The following is a 17,006-nucleotide window of genomic DNA, read 5'->3' on the forward strand; positions in this document are numbered from 1 at the left end:
AATAAATGTAACTTATCGTTAACGTTTGCTAACACCTACAAAATTATTCCATTGGGTACAAATCTTCGCAATTCTTCATTCTTTTTACTGAATTTAGACATATAAATGTTTTGAGTTGAAAATGATTTAGTGAGAGGGGATTATCAGTGACAGATACAGCAAACTTAATTCGTCCATGGGAAGAACATGCGTTTTGGTTAGAGATATTAGAAGATCATGCTTACTTCGTCAGAGACCACTTGTCACCTAGTGAACAGCAATACGTAGACACTGCAAATCAATATATACAAGCGTTTCAGCAATTACGAGTCAAGTTGAGCCAATTGGATCCTAACTTATCATTTAGTTCAAATGCATTAATTGAATTTTCTAAAGAGGCTTGGCCAATTGTAACAGGTTATTTCCAATTTGAAGGACATTTACAAAGCTTACGCGTACAAAATAAAGTAAATTTAAACCTTTCCCCGACATATTTAAATGGCACATTAGGAGAAAACCAAGAATACATCCGGATATTAACCTATTATGTTACTGGTCAGAACTTTCCTCCACTACCACTAGTGGATCTTCTTGACTTATGGTTAGAAGATCAATTAGGTCACGCTGTTCTGTTCCGAAATGTACTTGATCCTATTGAACTAACATTATCTAGTCAGACAGAGATGTATGTTACTAGATTTCAAGGTTATATCGTCCAAAATAAACAAATGCGTTCCATCTTGCGTTTTTCCCCACCTAATACACCTAGGCAACAACGTCTCTCAAGACAAATTGGTCAAACAACAATAGACATGTATAATTTTGTCAAAGAAGTCATTGGACTCTACCTAGGTTCAGAAATGTTTACAAGAACAACTCTTCGTTTTCTTGAACATCATCTTCCAGAAACGTGTTATTTTATTAAGAAATTAAGTTATTATGCGCCTGAATTAAGTAATCAGGCTGCTCAATGCCCACTAACAAAGCCATCTTACACCTAAATTATGAAGCTAAGTATCAGCAGGGGCTTCCTGTAGTTACTTAGCTTTTTATTACCGTTTCACTAAATATTTAGAATAAACTTTTATTAATATTTCTAAGTTTCCTATATTGACCTCTAACCTTTATTGCTTTAACCTATTAAAATGATAAAACTATTTTAGGTGGGATTGGTTATGGGGAAAAAGTTTATTTTGGTACTTTTTGGTTTATTTTTGACTGCTCTAGGGATTAAGTTATTAACTATAAATATGTTAACTTTTGGAGGAACAGCCGGAATAGCGACAATCCTAACATACATAATTCCATTATCGTGGGGTGCTTTGTTCTTTATCGTAAATCTACCTTTTTTCCTGATCTCATTCCAACAGTTAGGGCGTTGGTTCACATTATCTAGTTTTATGTCGATTATCGGAATATCCATTATGAGGGACTCTCTTGATTTACTTGTACCCTCAATTCAAATGGATCCTATTGTAGCTGCCATTATTGCTGGCATATTCATTGGAATCGGTGTTTCCTTTGTACTTAATAATGGATCCTCACTAGGTGGTATACATATTCTAGCTTTATACCTAGATAAGAGATTTGGAATTAACCGCGGTCTATGTATTTTGATTGGCGATTCGCTTATCATTATAGCTGCAGCATTTCTAGTAGGTTGGCATAGTGCGATTGTATCTATTATTAGTATTGTGATTGCTTCTTATATCATTGGTCGCTATAAATCGATAGAGACCACAAGGGTTGTTACTGAAGACACCAGCGTTTTACAAGATGCTGCAAATTCCTAATAGAAAAAAATCACCTATAATAGAAAATAGGTGATTTTTCAGTTTTTCCAATACACACTTTCACATGACTTTAAGTAGACCCAATACTGTATGGAAATAATTTCGCATTGTATCTTCTATATGATTCTTTTATAATTAGCAATTGTGAGAAAGGAGGGAGTCTATTGACTGAAGTGAGACAATTTGTCTTTTTTGACTTTGAGATGCTTTGCTCTAAAGAAGGTATGTCTTATGCGAACATGGAAAGTATCCGACTTGGGGCAGCGAAATACGATATTGACACACAGAAAATTACCTATTTTGATCGGTTTATTAAACCTAAACAAACGGAACCACTAAGTATTTTTTGTAAAGAGTTAACACAAATTAGTGATAATGATATTGCTAGCGCTGACTCATTTCCTCTTGTATTAGATGATTTCATCAAGTGGATAGGTAATATAAAGCAAAGTCGTTTCTTTTCATGGTCTTCAAACGATATTTCCCGGTTAGAGCTAGATGCTTTCAGTCATGACGTCCCTCGATCGAAAATAGCACCTATTAAAAACCGGTATGTAGATTTTCAAGCGATCTTTTCAAAAAGGGTTTCAAAAACAAATCCCTCTGTAGAAAATGCACTAGCCTTGTACGGGTTACAATTTGAGGGTGATAAGCATAATCCAATGTACGATGCTTATAACACACTACGTATTTATTTAGCCTTTAGCGAAGAGTTTGTGAAAACTGACTTAATTATGCTAAATCAATTTATTTTTCAGAACCAAGAAGTTACCGTAGAAGATGACATCAACGGACGATTAAAAACTTTACTAAAAGAAGACCTTCAGCACCTTTTTAATGATATTTCTATCATTTCAAATATTCGTAGTGCAAAAAAGCTTCTTAAGCGAACAGGTAAGTTGGTTAAAAAGTATGAAAACATCCTCTTAAATCGTTCCCGAATGTTTAACGAAGAAATTCTACTATATGTGCGCTTACTTGTTGATTTCTATCATAATCTCATCGGAAGCTACAACAAACATTATTCATATGGCTGTAAAATTATTATATTTCATGAACATATGACTACACCTTTACAGCAAATTACTGCATAACAAACGAAGACCCTATAGGATCTTCGTTTGTTTGATTCTATTGGATAATACGTTTCGCAAAAAGATAATTTCTTCCCCAATAACTGTTATTTAATACATTATACGTAATGTGTACACCATTGGACGAGGATGCATGGATCATATGTCCCCCATCCATGTATATTCCTACATGTCCAACTCTACCGTCGGAATAGAGGGTTGGCGATTGAAAGAACAATAAATCTCCTTGCCTTAATGAATTTGTCGCTACTGATACTCCTATCCCAGCTTGCTCTCTTGAGGTTCGTGGAATTGTTACTCCTCTTTGGCCAAACGCCCACTGTGTGTAAGAAGAGCAGTCAAATAAGCGTGGAGCTTCTGCTAGAGTGGCTCCAAATTTATATCCAGCACCAATGGCTGTTCTCGCTACATTTATTACCTCAGTTTGGATTGTCGTGCTTCCTTGAGGAGCTCTCTCAACAGGTCTTTTTTCTTTAATTGGCTCCATTTCCTTTGTATGTTCACGTGGTGGTAATCTTAAGACTTGTCCGACAAAAATTTGGGATGAAGTCAGTCCGTTTGCTGCCATTAACCGTTGTACAGTAGTATGGTGAGCTTGCGCAATTAGCCATAGAGTGTCGCCAGCCTGAACACGATAGCGACTTGCTGGCTTTTCAACCTGAATGGAGCCATTCTCTTGTTTAAAATAGATAAATGAATTGAACAGGCTACTTGCTGCATCTAAAGAGACATAAGCCGTATTATTCACCCAGCGGGCTGGATCAATATTCATATACTCATCGCCTCGCCTCGCTCTTGATCCCCCCATTGTCATACGTACAACCGTAGAACCATCTGTCACTTCAAACGTACTTGTGTTTCGTTCAAACTGGATAAAGTTATAACCTAATATCTTAGAAACTGTTGTAAAGGGTATGTAGTATTTGCCGTTTATTCTAATAGGTTTTATTCCGTCTACCATTTTCCCGTTAATAGCAATTCCGGCTTCAGGAACGTTTTCATAAAAGGCAGTAACCGGTGTAGCTGTTATTGATAATGTGATAATTAATAATAGAAGCAATCGAGATATTTTTAACATACTTTCCTCATTCTCCTTAGTTTCAATCTAGATGTAGTTTAACCATTCTGTAAATTAGGCGGGAGTTTCGTTTGCTGAAGCTGTTCAATCGTATCTAAAACGGCAACATTCGCCTGTTCAAGTAGCTGACCTTCATTAGCACTAGACTTTTGTTTTGCATCATCAATGATTTGCAAAGCTTGTTGCAACTGTTTTTCGACTGCTGAAAACTGCTCACTATCTGTTCGTTTCAATCCTTGTTGGATCGCCACTTTTGCTTGTTGAATAGCTAGCATTGCTTGCTCGACTGGGATACTTCCCATCAGTTAGCCCCCTTCCTTTTTCCTTTGTTAGTTTTGGTAATTCTTTAAGAAACATACGTAGATTTAGTTTAGTGTTTGTAAATTTCGGTTATATCTCTATGTTTCATAAAAACTTTCCCGAAAAAAAACACACCAAAATGATGTGTTTATCAGTTGTTATCATCCCTACATGTGAGGTAATGTATAATTACGTATTTTACCCTGTATTACAAATTAGGAGGATAGCTGTGTTATATTTCCTTTACGTTATGATTGTCATAGCATTTCTAGATACATTTGCTCAACTACCAATTATCGCTCCTTTTGCCCTTAGCCTCGGGGCGAATAGCCTGCTAATTGGATTGATTATCGGAATGTATTCATTTGCCAATATGGGCGGTAACATCATTGCCGGTGTATGGATTGATAAGTTTGGAAGAAAGAAAATACTTGTCATTGGTCTTTTTTTCGTGAGTATTTGTCTACTCGGATATACAATGGTAACCACCCCACTTCAATTGCTAGCCATCCGGACGATTCATGGTATTGGTGGAGGATTACTTGTTCCTGCTGCTTTTGCATTTTTAGGAGATCATTCTCGTACTACCACAAGAGGAAAAACAATGGCTTTTTCAGGGGCTTGCGTTGGCATAGCAGCAATTATTGGACCTGCATTTGGAGCGATCATTACAAATTCGTTCGGAATCGACTGGGTGTTCTATATCATTAGTATTCTATTTTTTGTTTCTGCTCTACTAGTATCAATAATATTAAAAGAGAATTACTCCCCTAGATCAGAAAAGGAGAAGTTTTCGATGGCAAGCATAAATAAATTACTCCGCTTGCCGCCTCTAGTAAATGCTTATATCGGTGCTTTTTCGTTGATGTTAACAATGGGAATTTTAGCTTATATGCTTCCCTTAAAAATTGAAGCTGCCGACCAAAGTGTTGCGCTATCCGGAATTCTCTTGAGCACATTTGGCATTGTAGCCATTTTGGTTTTTGTTTTGCCTACGAACCAAGTGTTTGACCGAGTTAGACGAGAAAGATTAATGATTATAGGGATGTTATTTATTTCGATTGCCCTCATAATCCTTAGCTCCTTTAACCTAGTTGGCGTGCTTTTTATCGGAATGTTTTTTTACGGAATTGGGTTCGCTTTAATCTTCCCTTCAGTTACAGCTCTGGTTATTGACCATTCTGATAAAAATGAACGTGGGAGAGCGTTTGGGCTTTTTTATGCTTTTTTCTCATTAGGTGTGGTAGCTGGTTCGTTTTTCATAGGTGCATTAAACGTCCTACCAAATCAAGGTTTGTTAATTGGGGCCATTTGCATCGGATTGCTAGCTTCGCTTATTTATCGGCGAATTACTGCAGGCGATATTTCTCGATCAAATGAATAATAAGGTTTTTAATTATAGGCTCTTCATTCATAATTTGGTGTCTTCCATCCGTTACAAGAGCAATTTGTGCAAAAGGAAATTTCCTTCGTAACGTCTCACAATTGTACTTCCAATCAACTGTTTTATCATTTGTACCTTGTATTATATAGATATCCTGAGTAGAAGGCGGAAGCTCTTCTACTTTTTTATTCCACTCGATCATCGCTAATACCCATGGAACTGAAATGTTTCTACATTGTAATGGATCTTTCTTCGCAAATTCTAAATAAGATTGATCCCCGGAATTTTCAGCAAATTTCCTTGTTAACTCTTGTTTAAACTTCGGTACTACTTTTGAAGAAGCTACTACATAATACCAATTTGCAGCACGAACTAAAGGGGCCAGATAAATCACCTTCTCAAAGTTATCCCGGTACTGTAATAGATATTGTGTACAGATAGCCGCCCCAGTGCTATGAGCAATCACGATATTGGGATAATAGTCTTTTTGCTTACAAAACGATAAGACCCCTCTAAAGGCTTGAACGTAATCATTAAAACTTTGAATTTCTCCCCTCTTTCCAGCTGATAATCCGTGGCCCTCTAGATCGTAGCCAATAACCCGATACCCACAAGCAAGAAAGTGATTAATGACATGTTTAAAAGAACCAGTATGATCAAAGTAACCATGGATAAGTAAGACTGTTTTCTCGGTACTACTGGCTGGCTCAAAAATATGAATACACGTTTTCTCTTCTAGTCTCTCTTTCTGATAGTAAAAGGATAACCCTGTGTTAATACCGTAAAAAGATAGATACTCGTTCGGATTATTGAATACTTTAATATTCTCGTTCATCTCTAGGTTCCTCCTAACTTATACTCCTTGTTCTATTTTAACTTATTTTGCATAAAATGTTTTAAGCCAACGCCAAAAAAGCCTCTACAGCATTAATTTTACGACAACTTAGTTAAGGAGGTACTGGTTTTATGAAAGTAGATACAGTTAGTGAAAAGGTAATATTAACATCATTAGCTGCTAGTGTTGCTTTAACTAATCCCTTACCAGTTGAAGCTATAGACCACAAAATAGTAATTAAAGATGTCACGCTTGATCCTAGTGAACGTTTTAGTTTTGGTCATACTGGGTTTAAAGTTTTCTCAATTCAACATAAACTGAAAGAATATGATTTAGAAATTGCTCAAGAAGAAATTGGTGTCTATGGTGTTAAAACACACGCAGCTATAAGACAATTTCAAAAATTAAAAAAGCTAAATGTCGACGGAGTTGCTGGTCCTCAAACAATAGCGGCTTTATTTATTAATAAAGATATTGCTGAAATTGAAGTAGAAGACCATGTTTTACTAGAAATTCAAGAAGGACAATTATTCCGCATCGGTGATAATGGAGATGCAATTACAGAAATTCAAAAGAAATTAAAAGATGCTGGCTACTATCATTTTGATAAGGACGGGATTTTCGGTTCAAGAACAAAAGAAGCGGTTAAATCTTATCAAAAAGATAATGGTCTCTTTATTGATGGCATCGTTGGTGAGCAAACCTATCAGCACTTAGCAGGGGTTTCCATTACCGTTACTCACGAAAACAGTAAGGATGAAAACGTGCTTTCTACCGTTTTTGCGGCTAGTGAAGATATGATTGACATTCCAGCACCTACGATAAACCAAACCATTAAAAAAGCAGAAAAAAATGATATTACTACCGTTGACCTGTTACAAAACGGTGACACAGGGCAGGCAGTTAAAGATCTACAGCGGTTATTAAAAAATAAAGGATATTATCATTCACTAGTTGACGGAGCCTTTGGACCAATCACCGAGGCTGCTATTCGTAACTATCAAATTCAAAATAATCTTGCTGTAGATGGAATTGCAGGAAAAAATACAATATTACATCTAAAGACTGCTCCATCAGCACCAATGCCTTCTAGATCTGGCTCGCCACCTGCTCAGTCAGAAAAAAAGATTGTTGACAGTGGCCAAACTCACTCTACTACAATCATTGAGTATGCAAAGAAATTTATTGGTACACCCTACAGGTGGGGAGGCACTACTCCGAACGGCTTCGATTGTAGTGGTTTTCTTATGTATGTATATAAAAAACAAGGAATTACTATTCCACGAACAGTAGCTGATATTTGGAGTTACGGGAAACCTGTTAATACCTTACAGGTCGGTGATCTTGTCTTTTTTCAGACCTATCGGAAGGGTCCCTCACACGCTGGGATCTACCTAGGAAATAAGAAGTTTCTCCATGCTGGGTCATCCTCAGGGGTGACAATCAGTGATATGACAATGACATATTGGAGTTCAAGATACTTAGGGGCTAGACGGATAAATTAAAAACAAGGTTGGCCATTTGGCCAACCTTGTCTTATATCATATCAAGCGTTCCATTCTTCTAAGAATTTATTTAGAAATCCCTCTAAATACTGATGTCTCTCTTCAGCTAGTTGTTTTCCGTATTCAGTATTCATTAAGCTTTTAAGTTTTAACAATTTCTCATAAAAATGATTTATCGCAGTACTTTGACCTTTACGGTATTCTTCTTTACTCATTTCCTCGCGCACAGCGATCGATGGATCATACATTAACTGTCCTTTTGCACCTGAATAAGCAAAGGTACGAGCAATCCCAATTGCCCCTATAGCGTCAAGCCTGTCCGCATCTTGAACAATCTTACCTTCTAACGACTCAACTGGCGTATTATTTCCACCCTTGTAAGACATCGTTTTAATAATTGCCACGATTTGTTCACGAATGTCTTTTTCCACATCATTCTTATACAACCAATCGTCTAATTCTGCTAACCTCTCTTCTTCATTCTCAAAAAGCTTATCATCAGCCACATCGTGAAGCAACGCGGTTAACTCACAAATAAAGATATCTGCTCCTTCGTGGGCAGCAATTTGCCTAGCCAGGCTTCTTACGCGGTGGATATGCCACCAATCATGTCCACTACTATCATTTTCTAATATGGATCTTACATATTGCTCTGCTTCTATTAATATCTTCAGTTCGTTCATCAGGAAAACACCTCATATTTTTATTTTCAAGCCCCAGCACTTACAAACCCAACTATGTCATACAACAAATAAACTTCTGAATTATAGTGATATTCTCAACAAAATTAGCATTTTTAGGTTCAGATATGCATGTGTACTCTAATAAAACGTAAATTTTTAAAAAAACTGTGACTGCCATCACAACAGGAATATCCACTCTATTTATAATGATTATATGTGGGAGAATTGTCAAATTGTAGTGGGATTGATTATGTAACATCTCTATTTTACCAAAAAAGTATGATTTAGGCTTTTTTCGTCACTTGGAAAAAACTTAAAAACTTTAATATAATTTTTAAACGCTAGGCTTTTAAATACCTAGCGTTCATTGTTACCTATAGAATGATTTAATAAGGAGATTTTTTATCCCTTCACTAACGTCACGACCCTTTGTTTAACTTCACTATGTTCATATTGATACTGTAATGAAGGAAGTTGACTTCTCCTTATAGTTTTATAATCTAGCGAAACCGTTACCTCTCGACAAAAAGGAAAAGCAGTAACAGACACAGTTTCTCGATCGAGCCAATGAGCTATTATTTTTTGATGGTTGTTATAAGGAAATACCTGTGAAAATCCTCGTCTGAACCAGGAAAACTCTTCTTCTTTGTTAACCCCTGGATCGTTCATACATAAGTACAAAGATAAATTATCACAAAACTGCAATAGGTCATAATGGAACTTTAAGCTAGCAAAATTCACACTTACATACTGACGTAACTTATTTTGTCGACGTCGTTCCTGACAAAGAAAATCTTGCCCTCTACCGTTAGTATAGTGCTCAAAAAATGAAGCGTAGTGAAGACTACAAATTAACCCAGCATACGGATCACATTCTGCTATGCGATTAATACCATTTACGTATGCCTCAAGCTTCGGTGTTAATGGGTAATCTACAAAAGAATACGGTAGTTTTGTCTCTTCATTTACTAGTGGATATTGATCTAATTCAATCCAACCGTTATCATGCTCATCAATAGCATAAATGACTGAGTCTTTGTATTTGTGCCCGATAAAATAATCATCTCTCCACAAACGTGCTAGCTCTCCACAAACTCTTGCATGCTCATGCTGCTCAAACAATAAGATTTCCCCATCTTTTTCTGTTACAACCACAACTCCCCACCTCAATTTTTGTACTCATGAATTACTATATACTATTTTACATTATTCAAAATTGTTTTAAAATTTCTATAATTTTCAACTTAAACACAGTAAAAATATTAATAAATTTTTTCAAGACGTTATTTCGCGTGATAATTATCACTGCCTCTCTAGAAGTTACAAAGTATGATTAGTACAGGTAAAGGAAACGATTACCTGTCGTTTCTAACAACAATATAGAGAAAAAATACAACTGGGTACTAGGAGGAAATCATCATGTTTTGTTATCAATGTGAACAAACGCCAACAGGTGGCTGTACAGTAATTGGGGTCTGTGGGAAAAACGAAGATATTGCTAGCTTACAAGACACAATCATCTTTGGACTAAAAGGGGTAGCTGCCTACGCTACACATGCTAGACAATTAGGCTATACAGATCCTGAAGTAGAAAAAATTACTCAGGAGGCACTATATTTAACACTAACGAACTCAAATTTTAACTTACAAGAACATATCGAAATGGCATTAAAAGTAGGTACGGCAACAGTAAGAATGATGGATTTATTAGACCGTGCTCATACAGAAAGATTAGGTATTCCTGAGCCAGTTCGTGTCTCTCAAAATAAAATTGAAGGTAAATGTATTGTTGTAACTGGACATAATTTATTTGCTTTGGAAGAGCTACTTATACAAACTGAAGGTAAAGGCATCAATATTTATACTCACTCAGAAATGCTGCCTGCCCATGGGTATCCTCATTTAAAGAAATATTCACACTTAAAAGGAAATATTGGGAAAGCATGGTTTGATCAAAGACGCTTATTCGAAAAATTTCCGGGGGCTATTTTGGCTACAACGAACTGTGTCATGCCAATTAAAGGTTCCTATGCTGATCGCTTTTTCTCATACGAAATTGCTGGTTTAGAAGGGGTAACTAAAATCCAAGGTGAAGACTTCTCTCCACTTATTGAGCGAGCGTTAGAGTTACCAGAAGCAAACATAGAATCAGACGAAACATTAGTGACTGGTTTCCATCATGAAACAGTCTTAGGGATTGCTCCTGAGATTATTGATGCAGTAAAAGCGGGTAAAATTAAGCGCTTCTTCGTTATTGCAGGCTGTGATGCTCCTGGAAAAGGTGGAGACTATTACCGAGAGTTAGCTACTTCACTACCACCTGAGACAGTTATATTAACCACTTCCTGTGGTAAGTTTAGATTTAATGATGTAGACTATGGAACTGTTCCTGGAACAGACATCCCACGGTATATTGACTTAGGCCAATGTAATAACTCTGGGTCAACAGTGAAAATTGCTATTGCGCTTGCTGAGGCGTTTGGCTGTGAAGTAAACGACCTACCAGTTAGCATCGTCTTATCCTGGTTTGAGCAAAAAGCTGTTGCTATCCTCTTGGGTTTATTCTCACTAGGAATTAAAGATATTCGTATCGGACCAAAACCACCAGAGTTCATTAGTGAAGGTGTTCTAAACGTACTTCAAGAAACATTTAACTTGCAGTTAATTGGTAACGCACAAGAAGACATGGCTACTATGTTGCAATTAACTACAACTAAATAATTCATTCATAAAGGTTCCCCCCTTTTGAATAGCAAAAACGAAGGCTAAGCCTTCGTTTTTATTTATTTCTTATTTCCGTTAAAGAAACAAACTAATCCTACAAAGAAGCCTAATAAAGCTCCACCAAGTACTTCCTCTGGTTGATGCCCAATACTTTCTTTTAATTCCTTCGTCTTGTTATCATGCGAAGAATCATTGTCTTGCCCGCTTAATTGGTCTATTCTTTTTTCAAGTTCATTTACCTTTATAGCGGTATCTCCTGCATGTCTTCGAACACCTTGAGCATCATACATGACAATTAACCCGAAGATGACAGATAATGCGAAATCTAATGAACGGGATCCAAGCTTCAAACCAACATATGTAGCTAGCGAGGTCACTCCTGCGGCATGGGAACTAGGCATACCACCAGACCCAACTAGTTGCCTCCAGTCCCATTTCCCTGTAATTATCCCGTTGATTGGAACCTTTAAAAATTGGGCAAGTCCGATCGAAACGATTGCTGCGATAATTCCTCTCATGTTTTTCCCCCCGATTTACTTCGTTAGTAGTGATAGCTTTTGTAACTACGTTTGGTCTTATTCAGTCATCTTCTTAACCTGTCTGTTATAACACAAAAAAATTCCCTACAAGGTTCCTTGTAGGGAATATCATTCATTCACTATTTTAGATTTTCCGTTTCACACTTTTCACACTCGTGAGTATAACAATCATGCATTTCACGTACTTCTTTTCCACAACATGAACATTGTTTCGGTGGTAAATTCCTAAAAAATTCGACTACAGATCCTAAAGTCATCGCTGCATTCCCCCTGTAAATATGATTGTCTTTTGTACTATAACATAATTGTACTACAACAATATCTGTATTACAACAACAAATCTTATTTTTTTTGGAAAATAGGCAATAAAAAAACATACCTTGGTTAGGTATGTTTCACTTGTCTATTATGATAACAATTGATCAATTTTTTGAACTAAATGAACAATTTCCGGTTTACTTACTTGAGCATCTGCACCTACACGCTCACCTTTGTGAAATAAATCTCCAGTAATTAGTGAACTAAAGATGACAACTGGAATGTCATTTAGGACTTTATGTTCTTTTATACGTTTTGTTAGATGATGCCCGTCCATCTTTGGCATCTCAATATCAGTAATAATCACATGCGGTAGTTCTGAGATTGTGTTCTTATTATTACCCAATTGTTCTAAGTAATCCCATGCTTGTCTCCCGTCTTCAAAGAAATGCAAGTTTTTATACCCTGCACTAGACAACGTATCTTCTAATAATTTTCGTAAGACAGGCGAATCTTCAGCAATAACAATTTTTTTATTTGAACGCTCACGAGGTCCTAATGCTTTCAATTGACCGACATTAATTCCTGACTCTGGACTTATATCAACAACGATCTTCTCATAATCAAGTAGCAAAATCATGTTCTCATCCATTTTTATAACACCAATTGTCGAGCCTTCAAGGCCTTGTGAAAGCTTTGTTGGTTTTTCAATTTGCTCCCATGAAATGCGATGAATTCTAGATACATTATGAACATGGAAAGCCACTTTCATTTTATTTAATTCTGCAACGATAATTTTATCTTGTTCTGGTCGCTCAGAAGCTGGAAATCCAATAACTTTTGCTAAGTCAATTACGGGTATTACTTCATCCCTTAGCCTAATAATTCCTTCTACATTTGGATGACCGTTAGGCATCTTTGTAACTGGTAGGGGGTTAATGATCTCCCTAACTTTCATTACATTAATACCAAATACGCCCTCTCCTATTGAAAAAACTATGACCTCTAGTTCATTTGTTCCACTCTCTAATAAAATTCCTTTATGATCGCTAGCCACCCTGATTTCCTCCTTAAGTATAAAACAGTTCTGTATCAAAGGGTTTATCGTTAAATAGTTTTACTTCCCCTGTATATGCATAGAGTACCATTAATTAATTAAATGTTCTAGAACAATCTTGAATTACTAGATCAATAGGTTAAATAAATTTTCATCTTTGTTTACTTCTATAAACTCAATTTCGTGTTCCTTCATTCGGACTATTAGATCATGATAGTCTTCGCTACGCTTGAGTTCAATCCCTACTAGAGCTGGACCATTATCTTTATTATTCTTCTTTGTATACTCAAAACGTATAATATCGTCATCAGGTCCTAAAACATCATCTAAAAACTCACGCAAAGCCCCTGCACGTTGTGGAAAGTTTATAATAAAATGATGTTGAAGCCCTTCATAGATTAACGATCGTTCTTTAATTTCTTGCATACGACCGATATCATTATTTCCACCACTTATGATACAAACAACATTTTTCCCTTTAATTTCATCTTGGTAAAATTGAAGAGCGGATATAGGTAATGCTCCTGCTGGTTCTGCTACAATCGCATTCTCGTTATATAATTCTAGTATTGTCGTGCATACTTTTCCTTCTGGGACAATAGCAATATCATCCAGTAAAGATTGACAAATGGCAAAGGGAAGCTCACCAACCTTTTTCACCGCTGCTCCATCCACAAACTTATCAATTTTCTTTAATGAGAGAACTTTACCTTTGGCAATTGAAGATTTCATTGCAGGTGCTCCTTCAGGCTCAACTCCAATTAGCTTTGTAGTTGGACTAACACCTTTAATATAAGTGCCAACTCCAGAGGAAAGCCCCCCGCCTCCTATTGACATAAATAGAAAGTCTATTGGTTCATCCATATCATCCATGATTTCCATACCTACCGTTCCCTGCCCGGCAATAATTCTGTGGTCGTCAAATGGGTGGATAAAAATATTGTTATTTGCTGTACTATACTCCATCGCTTCATGAAAGGCATCGTCAAATGTATCCCCGCAGAGTACAACATCGACAAAGTCACCACCAAAACGTTTTACTTGTGAAACCTTTTGCCTTGGGGTTGTTTTTGGCATGAATATTTTTCCATTTATTTTTAAATGCCTACAAGAGTAAGCGACACCTTGCGCATGATTTCCAGCACTTGCACAAACTACTCCTAAGTCTCTTTCTTCCTTTGTAAGACTCTGGATGAAAAAATAAGCTCCGCGAATTTTAAACGAACGGACCACTTGTAAATCTTCTCTTTTCAAATAGACGGTACAGTTATATCTCTCAGACAAAACATCGTTATATTGAAGTGGTGTGTGAACCACAACATCCTTTAAACTATGGTGTGCAATTACGATATCCTCAATTTTTACCTTCTTCATTTTTAACCCTTTCCTACTTACGAACAACTTGCCCATAGTACTTTTATTTGATTAAATCATTATAGCATGGTTTTATTTTTATTATGATACTATAAAGTAATAATTTTTTGAATATTCCACAGATTATCCACCAAAGAAAACAATAAAATTCAACATATTTGTTGCCATTTTCTTTCACTTATTGCTATTCAGGTAAGTTAATTCTATAATGTTAGTATTAATACTATATACATAGGATTGAAATTTTTGGAGGAGGGAATTTACATGAAAAAGATGTTTGCACTTTTTACTACTTTACTTGCGTTTTTAACTGTTTTCGCTGGTACAACATTAGCTGCTGGTGGTGGCGGAGAAAAAGAAGCTGCTGCTGTTTCAGCATATGAGGGGCCTCTTGTATTATTATCAATTGTTACTCTTGCAATTATGATTTATTTGCCATTTAGAGACAATAACTAACCTATAAAAAAACCATTACTCCTTAAAAGTAATGGTTTTTCTTTAGTTAAGCTTCTACCTTATGATCTAATAGCCATGCAGAAGCGTATAAAATAATCACGACAATCAGAACATCAACAACTGCTGTTCCTACATATAAAACAGCATTGTTCGTCACTTCCATGTGGATGTTTGGATCGTTTTTGAACGAGTCAAAATGAAATGATAAAGTTTCCATGATGTTTTTTTCACTGAGGAGTGCTCCCCATTCTGTTACACTTCGATAAACAACCGTTTCCTGAAATTTCACCCATAACCAACTACCTGCAATGACAATTGCTATTCCAACTAACCAACCCCATCTACGTATCGATTTTGCCATCATATAAATAAACGTGACAACACCCCCGGCCTGTAGCGACGCAATGAGAATACCAAAAAACAAAATCCACCAATAAGATTGATATTGCTCTAAAATGAAGTTGGCTATTGTTGAATCGATAAAGTGATTTATACTCCGTTGTAGTAGTATATACAGGAACAGTAGTGTTAGAGATAATGAGACGACCAATTGAGTCGTAGCTGCAACAAATTTGGCTGTTAACAACTGCCAACCACTTGTTGGAATGTTCAGCCAAAATACAGTTGTTTTTTGTTTCCACTCTTGCCTAAGTGAATCTAACATCGCAAAAAACAAATAAAACAAGTGGACAAGAACAACAGGCACTATCAATGCAATGAATGCTGGATTATATCTTTCGATGAGCACCCAAAGAATTGCTACCAAAGCTAATAGAAAGCCAATGTTAATCATAAATTTAGTTCTTGTTAACCGAAGTTCTTTTCTGTATAGCATTAACCAACTCATTTTAACAACTCCTTCATCGCGTCAAGAACGCTTTGTCCCTTTGTTTCTCTAAGCTCCTCCACTCTCTGGGATAACACAATTTCTCCATCCCTGACCAAAATGACATGGTCTAATAAAGGTTCAATTTCTGTTACTTCATGAGTGGAGATGATTAATGTTTGCTCTTCCATTTCAACATACTTTGCAATCATTTTAATGATATCCTCTCTTACTAGCGGATCTAGCCCTGAAAGAGGTTCATCCATAATTAATAAGGGGACATTCCTCGAGAGATTAATTGCAATCTTTACCCTTGCCCGATTTCCCTTTGAAAGAGTACCAACCTTTTTCGTCTGATCGACCTTTAAAGTAGCTACAATTTCAAATGCTTTTTGCTCATTAAAATCAGGAAAAACGTCATTACAGAATTCAATGGTCTCTTTAACCGTATAAAAGTCATATAATGAATCTACTTCTGCTAAAAAAGCAACGTTTCTACCTATTAATCTGGTAACACTTTCTCCACATACAGTTAGTTCTCCAGATGTTTTTTTGACTAATCCTGCGATAAGCTTTAATAAAGTCGATTTTCCACTTCCGTTATGACCGACTAAACCAATAATTCCACCAGCTGGAATTTGAAAACTCACATCATTTAGTGCTTTTGACAATCCATATCTTTTCGAGACATTTTGAAACGTAATGATATTATCCATTCTCCTCACCCCTAGATCTTTCTAACGCTGTTTTTACTTGCTCAATAATTTCGGTTTCAGAAAAACCGTTATTTTGCATATAGACCACGAATGTCGTAACATATTGTTCAGAAATCGTTTCTCGTAACTGCTTAATGATTGTTTCATCCACAGTTACAAATGAGCCTTGGCCCCGCTTAGCTTCTACTATCCCACTGCGTTCCATTTCTGCATATGTTCTTTGGACAGTGTTTGGATTCACCCCAGCTTCTACTGCCGTCTCTCGAACAGACGGCAGCTTTTGCCCAGGATTTATGGTACCGTTACAAATTTGTTGATAAAAATAATCCATCAATTGTAAATAAATTGGTTTGGAGTTATCAAAAGATACTTTCATAAAACTCCTCCTTTCAAAGAGAATGTTCG

General features: G+C 36.4%; 19 protein-coding genes. 7 read left to right on the plus strand and 12 right to left on the minus strand.

Going from position 1 to position 17,006, the window contains the following annotated elements; all coding sequences use genetic code 11:
• Positions 1-146 precede the first annotated feature (146 nt).
• The 3 genes from DS745_RS15720 (at position 147) to DS745_RS15730 (ending at position 2,866) form a co-directional block, all read left to right on the plus strand.
• Entirely contained in the window at positions 147-980 is an 834-nt protein-coding gene (locus DS745_RS15720; RefSeq protein ID WP_129079191.1) for a DUF2935 domain-containing protein, read from the plus strand.
• 174 nt (positions 981-1,154) lie between these two features.
• On the plus strand, positions 1,155-1,772 hold the full coding sequence (locus tag DS745_RS15725; protein ID WP_129079192.1) for a DUF6198 family protein: 618 nt from the start codon (positions 1,155-1,157) through the stop codon (positions 1,770-1,772).
• A 173-nt stretch (positions 1,773-1,945) separates the two neighbouring features.
• Positions 1,946-2,866 (plus strand): 3'-5' exonuclease, encoded by a 921-nt coding sequence (locus DS745_RS15730; RefSeq protein WP_241657877.1) that lies wholly within the window; start codon positions 1,946-1,948, stop codon positions 2,864-2,866.
• A gap of 37 nt (positions 2,867-2,903) precedes the next feature.
• Here DS745_RS15730 and DS745_RS15735 read toward each other — a convergent pair whose 3' ends face one another.
• Both DS745_RS15735 and DS745_RS15740 read right to left on the minus strand, forming a co-directional pair.
• Complete coding sequence (locus DS745_RS15735; RefSeq protein ID WP_129079194.1) at positions 2,904-3,944, minus strand: C40 family peptidase; 1,041 nt, start codon at positions 3,942-3,944, stop codon at positions 2,904-2,906.
• 38 nt (positions 3,945-3,982) lie between these two features.
• A complete protein-coding gene (locus DS745_RS15740) occupies positions 3,983-4,246 on the minus strand; it encodes a hypothetical protein (RefSeq protein ID WP_129079195.1) in 264 nt (87 codons plus the stop codon).
• 227 nt (positions 4,247-4,473) lie between these two features.
• On the opposite strand from DS745_RS15740, the gene DS745_RS15745 reads away from it, so the two are divergent.
• Positions 4,474-5,628 (plus strand): MFS transporter, encoded by a 1,155-nt coding sequence (locus DS745_RS15745; protein ID WP_338324547.1) that lies wholly within the window; start codon positions 4,474-4,476, stop codon positions 5,626-5,628.
• Here the strand turns inward: DS745_RS15745 and DS745_RS15750 are convergent.
• On the minus strand, positions 5,594-6,463 hold the full coding sequence (locus DS745_RS15750; RefSeq protein ID WP_129079196.1) for an alpha/beta hydrolase: 870 nt from the start codon (positions 6,461-6,463) through the stop codon (positions 5,594-5,596). The two genes, DS745_RS15745 and DS745_RS15750, sit on opposite strands and share 35 nt — an antisense overlap.
• 131 nt (positions 6,464-6,594) lie before the next feature.
• On the opposite strand from DS745_RS15750, the gene DS745_RS15755 reads away from it, so the two are divergent.
• Positions 6,595-7,968 (plus strand): C40 family peptidase, encoded by a 1,374-nt coding sequence (locus DS745_RS15755; protein ID WP_129079197.1) that lies wholly within the window; start codon positions 6,595-6,597, stop codon positions 7,966-7,968.
• Between the two features lie 41 nt (positions 7,969-8,009).
• On the opposite strand, the gene DS745_RS15760 is transcribed toward DS745_RS15755, so the two are convergent.
• Together DS745_RS15760 and DS745_RS15765 are read right to left on the minus strand one after the other, a co-directional pair.
• Positions 8,010-8,651 (minus strand): HD domain-containing protein, encoded by a 642-nt coding sequence (locus DS745_RS15760; RefSeq protein WP_129079198.1) that lies wholly within the window; start codon positions 8,649-8,651, stop codon positions 8,010-8,012.
• A gap of 402 nt (positions 8,652-9,053) precedes the next feature.
• Positions 9,054-9,806 (minus strand): DUF3891 family protein, encoded by a 753-nt coding sequence (locus DS745_RS15765; RefSeq protein ID WP_161568286.1) that lies wholly within the window; start codon positions 9,804-9,806, stop codon positions 9,054-9,056.
• A gap of 264 nt (positions 9,807-10,070) precedes the next feature.
• Here DS745_RS15765 and hcp point away from each other — a divergent pair, with 264 nt between their 5' ends.
• Positions 10,071-11,372, plus strand: coding sequence for a hydroxylamine reductase (gene hcp, locus DS745_RS15770; RefSeq protein ID WP_129079200.1), 1,302 nt, complete (start codon positions 10,071-10,073; stop codon positions 11,370-11,372).
• A 62-nt stretch (positions 11,373-11,434) separates the two neighbouring features.
• Here the strand turns inward: hcp and DS745_RS15775 are convergent, their stop codons facing one another.
• The 4 genes from DS745_RS15775 to ilvA form a co-directional block, all read right to left on the minus strand.
• Positions 11,435-11,893, minus strand: coding sequence for a divergent PAP2 family protein (locus DS745_RS15775; RefSeq protein ID WP_129079201.1), 459 nt, complete (start codon positions 11,891-11,893; stop codon positions 11,435-11,437).
• 140 nt (positions 11,894-12,033) lie between these two features.
• Complete coding sequence (gene yhfH, locus DS745_RS15780; protein WP_129079202.1) at positions 12,034-12,171, minus strand: protein YhfH; 138 nt, start codon at positions 12,169-12,171, stop codon at positions 12,034-12,036.
• A 149-nt stretch (positions 12,172-12,320) separates the two neighbouring features.
• Positions 12,321-13,229, minus strand: a complete 909-nt coding sequence (locus tag DS745_RS15785; protein WP_129079203.1) for a chemotaxis protein — start codon at positions 13,227-13,229, stop codon at positions 12,321-12,323.
• Positions 13,230-13,355: 126 nt separating this feature from the next.
• A complete protein-coding gene (gene ilvA, locus DS745_RS15790) occupies positions 13,356-14,603 on the minus strand; it encodes a threonine ammonia-lyase IlvA (RefSeq protein ID WP_129079204.1) in 1,248 nt (415 codons plus the stop codon).
• A 264-nt stretch (positions 14,604-14,867) separates the two neighbouring features.
• Here ilvA and DS745_RS15795 point away from each other — a divergent pair, with 264 nt between their 5' ends.
• Positions 14,868-15,059: a hypothetical protein gene (locus DS745_RS15795; protein WP_129079205.1), complete on the plus strand. Its 192-nt coding sequence runs from the start codon at positions 14,868-14,870 to the stop codon at positions 15,057-15,059.
• A 46-nt stretch (positions 15,060-15,105) separates the two neighbouring features.
• Here the strand turns inward: DS745_RS15795 and DS745_RS15800 are convergent, their stop codons facing one another.
• From DS745_RS15800 to DS745_RS15810, 3 genes are read right to left on the minus strand one after another with little or no spacing between them, the layout of a single operon-like run.
• Positions 15,106-15,906: a hypothetical protein gene (locus DS745_RS15800; RefSeq protein WP_129079206.1), complete on the minus strand. Its 801-nt coding sequence runs from the start codon at positions 15,904-15,906 to the stop codon at positions 15,106-15,108.
• On the minus strand, positions 15,903-16,601 hold the full coding sequence (locus DS745_RS15805; RefSeq protein ID WP_129079207.1) for an ABC transporter ATP-binding protein: 699 nt from the start codon (positions 16,599-16,601) through the stop codon (positions 15,903-15,905). The genes DS745_RS15800 and DS745_RS15805 overlap by 4 nt, the downstream gene beginning before the upstream one ends.
• Positions 16,594-16,977, minus strand: coding sequence for a GntR family transcriptional regulator (locus tag DS745_RS15810; RefSeq protein WP_129079208.1), 384 nt, complete (start codon positions 16,975-16,977; stop codon positions 16,594-16,596). Before DS745_RS15810 ends, DS745_RS15805 begins: the two co-directional genes overlap by 8 nt.
• Positions 16,978-17,006 lie beyond the last annotated feature (29 nt).

Source organism: Anaerobacillus alkaliphilus, from assembly GCF_004116265.1.
In the GTDB taxonomy this organism is placed as follows: Bacteria; Bacillota; Bacilli; order Bacillales; family Anaerobacillaceae; genus Anaerobacillus; species Anaerobacillus alkaliphilus.

Excerpts from the sequence above, each read along its gene's own strand:
- DS745_RS15795 (WP_129079205.1), top strand. The coding sequence starts at position 14,868 with ATGAAAAAGATGTTTGCACTTTTTACTACTTTACTTGCGTTTTTAACT.
- DS745_RS15810 (WP_129079208.1), bottom strand. The coding sequence starts at position 16,977 with ATGAAAGTATCTTTTGATAACTCCAAACCAATTTATTTACAATTGATG.
- yhfH (WP_129079202.1), bottom strand. The coding sequence starts at position 12,171 with ATGACTTTAGGATCTGTAGTCGAATTTTTTAGGAATTTACCACCGAAA.
- DS745_RS15775 (WP_129079201.1), bottom strand. The coding sequence starts at position 11,893 with ATGAGAGGAATTATCGCAGCAATCGTTTCGATCGGACTTGCCCAATTT.
- hcp (WP_129079200.1), top strand. The coding sequence starts at position 10,071 with ATGTTTTGTTATCAATGTGAACAAACGCCAACAGGTGGCTGTACAGTA.
- ilvA (WP_129079204.1), bottom strand. The coding sequence starts at position 14,603 with ATGAAGAAGGTAAAAATTGAGGATATCGTAATTGCACACCATAGTTTA.
- DS745_RS15805 (WP_129079207.1), bottom strand. The coding sequence starts at position 16,601 with ATGGATAATATCATTACGTTTCAAAATGTCTCGAAAAGATATGGATTG.
- DS745_RS15760 (WP_129079198.1), bottom strand. The coding sequence starts at position 8,651 with ATGAACGAACTGAAGATATTAATAGAAGCAGAGCAATATGTAAGATCC.
- DS745_RS15725 (WP_129079192.1), top strand. The coding sequence starts at position 1,155 with ATGGGGAAAAAGTTTATTTTGGTACTTTTTGGTTTATTTTTGACTGCT.
- DS745_RS15740 (WP_129079195.1), bottom strand. The coding sequence starts at position 4,246 with ATGGGAAGTATCCCAGTCGAGCAAGCAATGCTAGCTATTCAACAAGCA.
- DS745_RS15800 (WP_129079206.1), bottom strand. The coding sequence starts at position 15,906 with ATGAGTTGGTTAATGCTATACAGAAAAGAACTTCGGTTAACAAGAACT.
- DS745_RS15735 (WP_129079194.1), bottom strand. The coding sequence starts at position 3,944 with ATGTTAAAAATATCTCGATTGCTTCTATTATTAATTATCACATTATCA.
- DS745_RS15755 (WP_129079197.1), top strand. The coding sequence starts at position 6,595 with ATGAAAGTAGATACAGTTAGTGAAAAGGTAATATTAACATCATTAGCT.
- DS745_RS15750 (WP_129079196.1), bottom strand. The coding sequence starts at position 6,463 with ATGAACGAGAATATTAAAGTATTCAATAATCCGAACGAGTATCTATCT.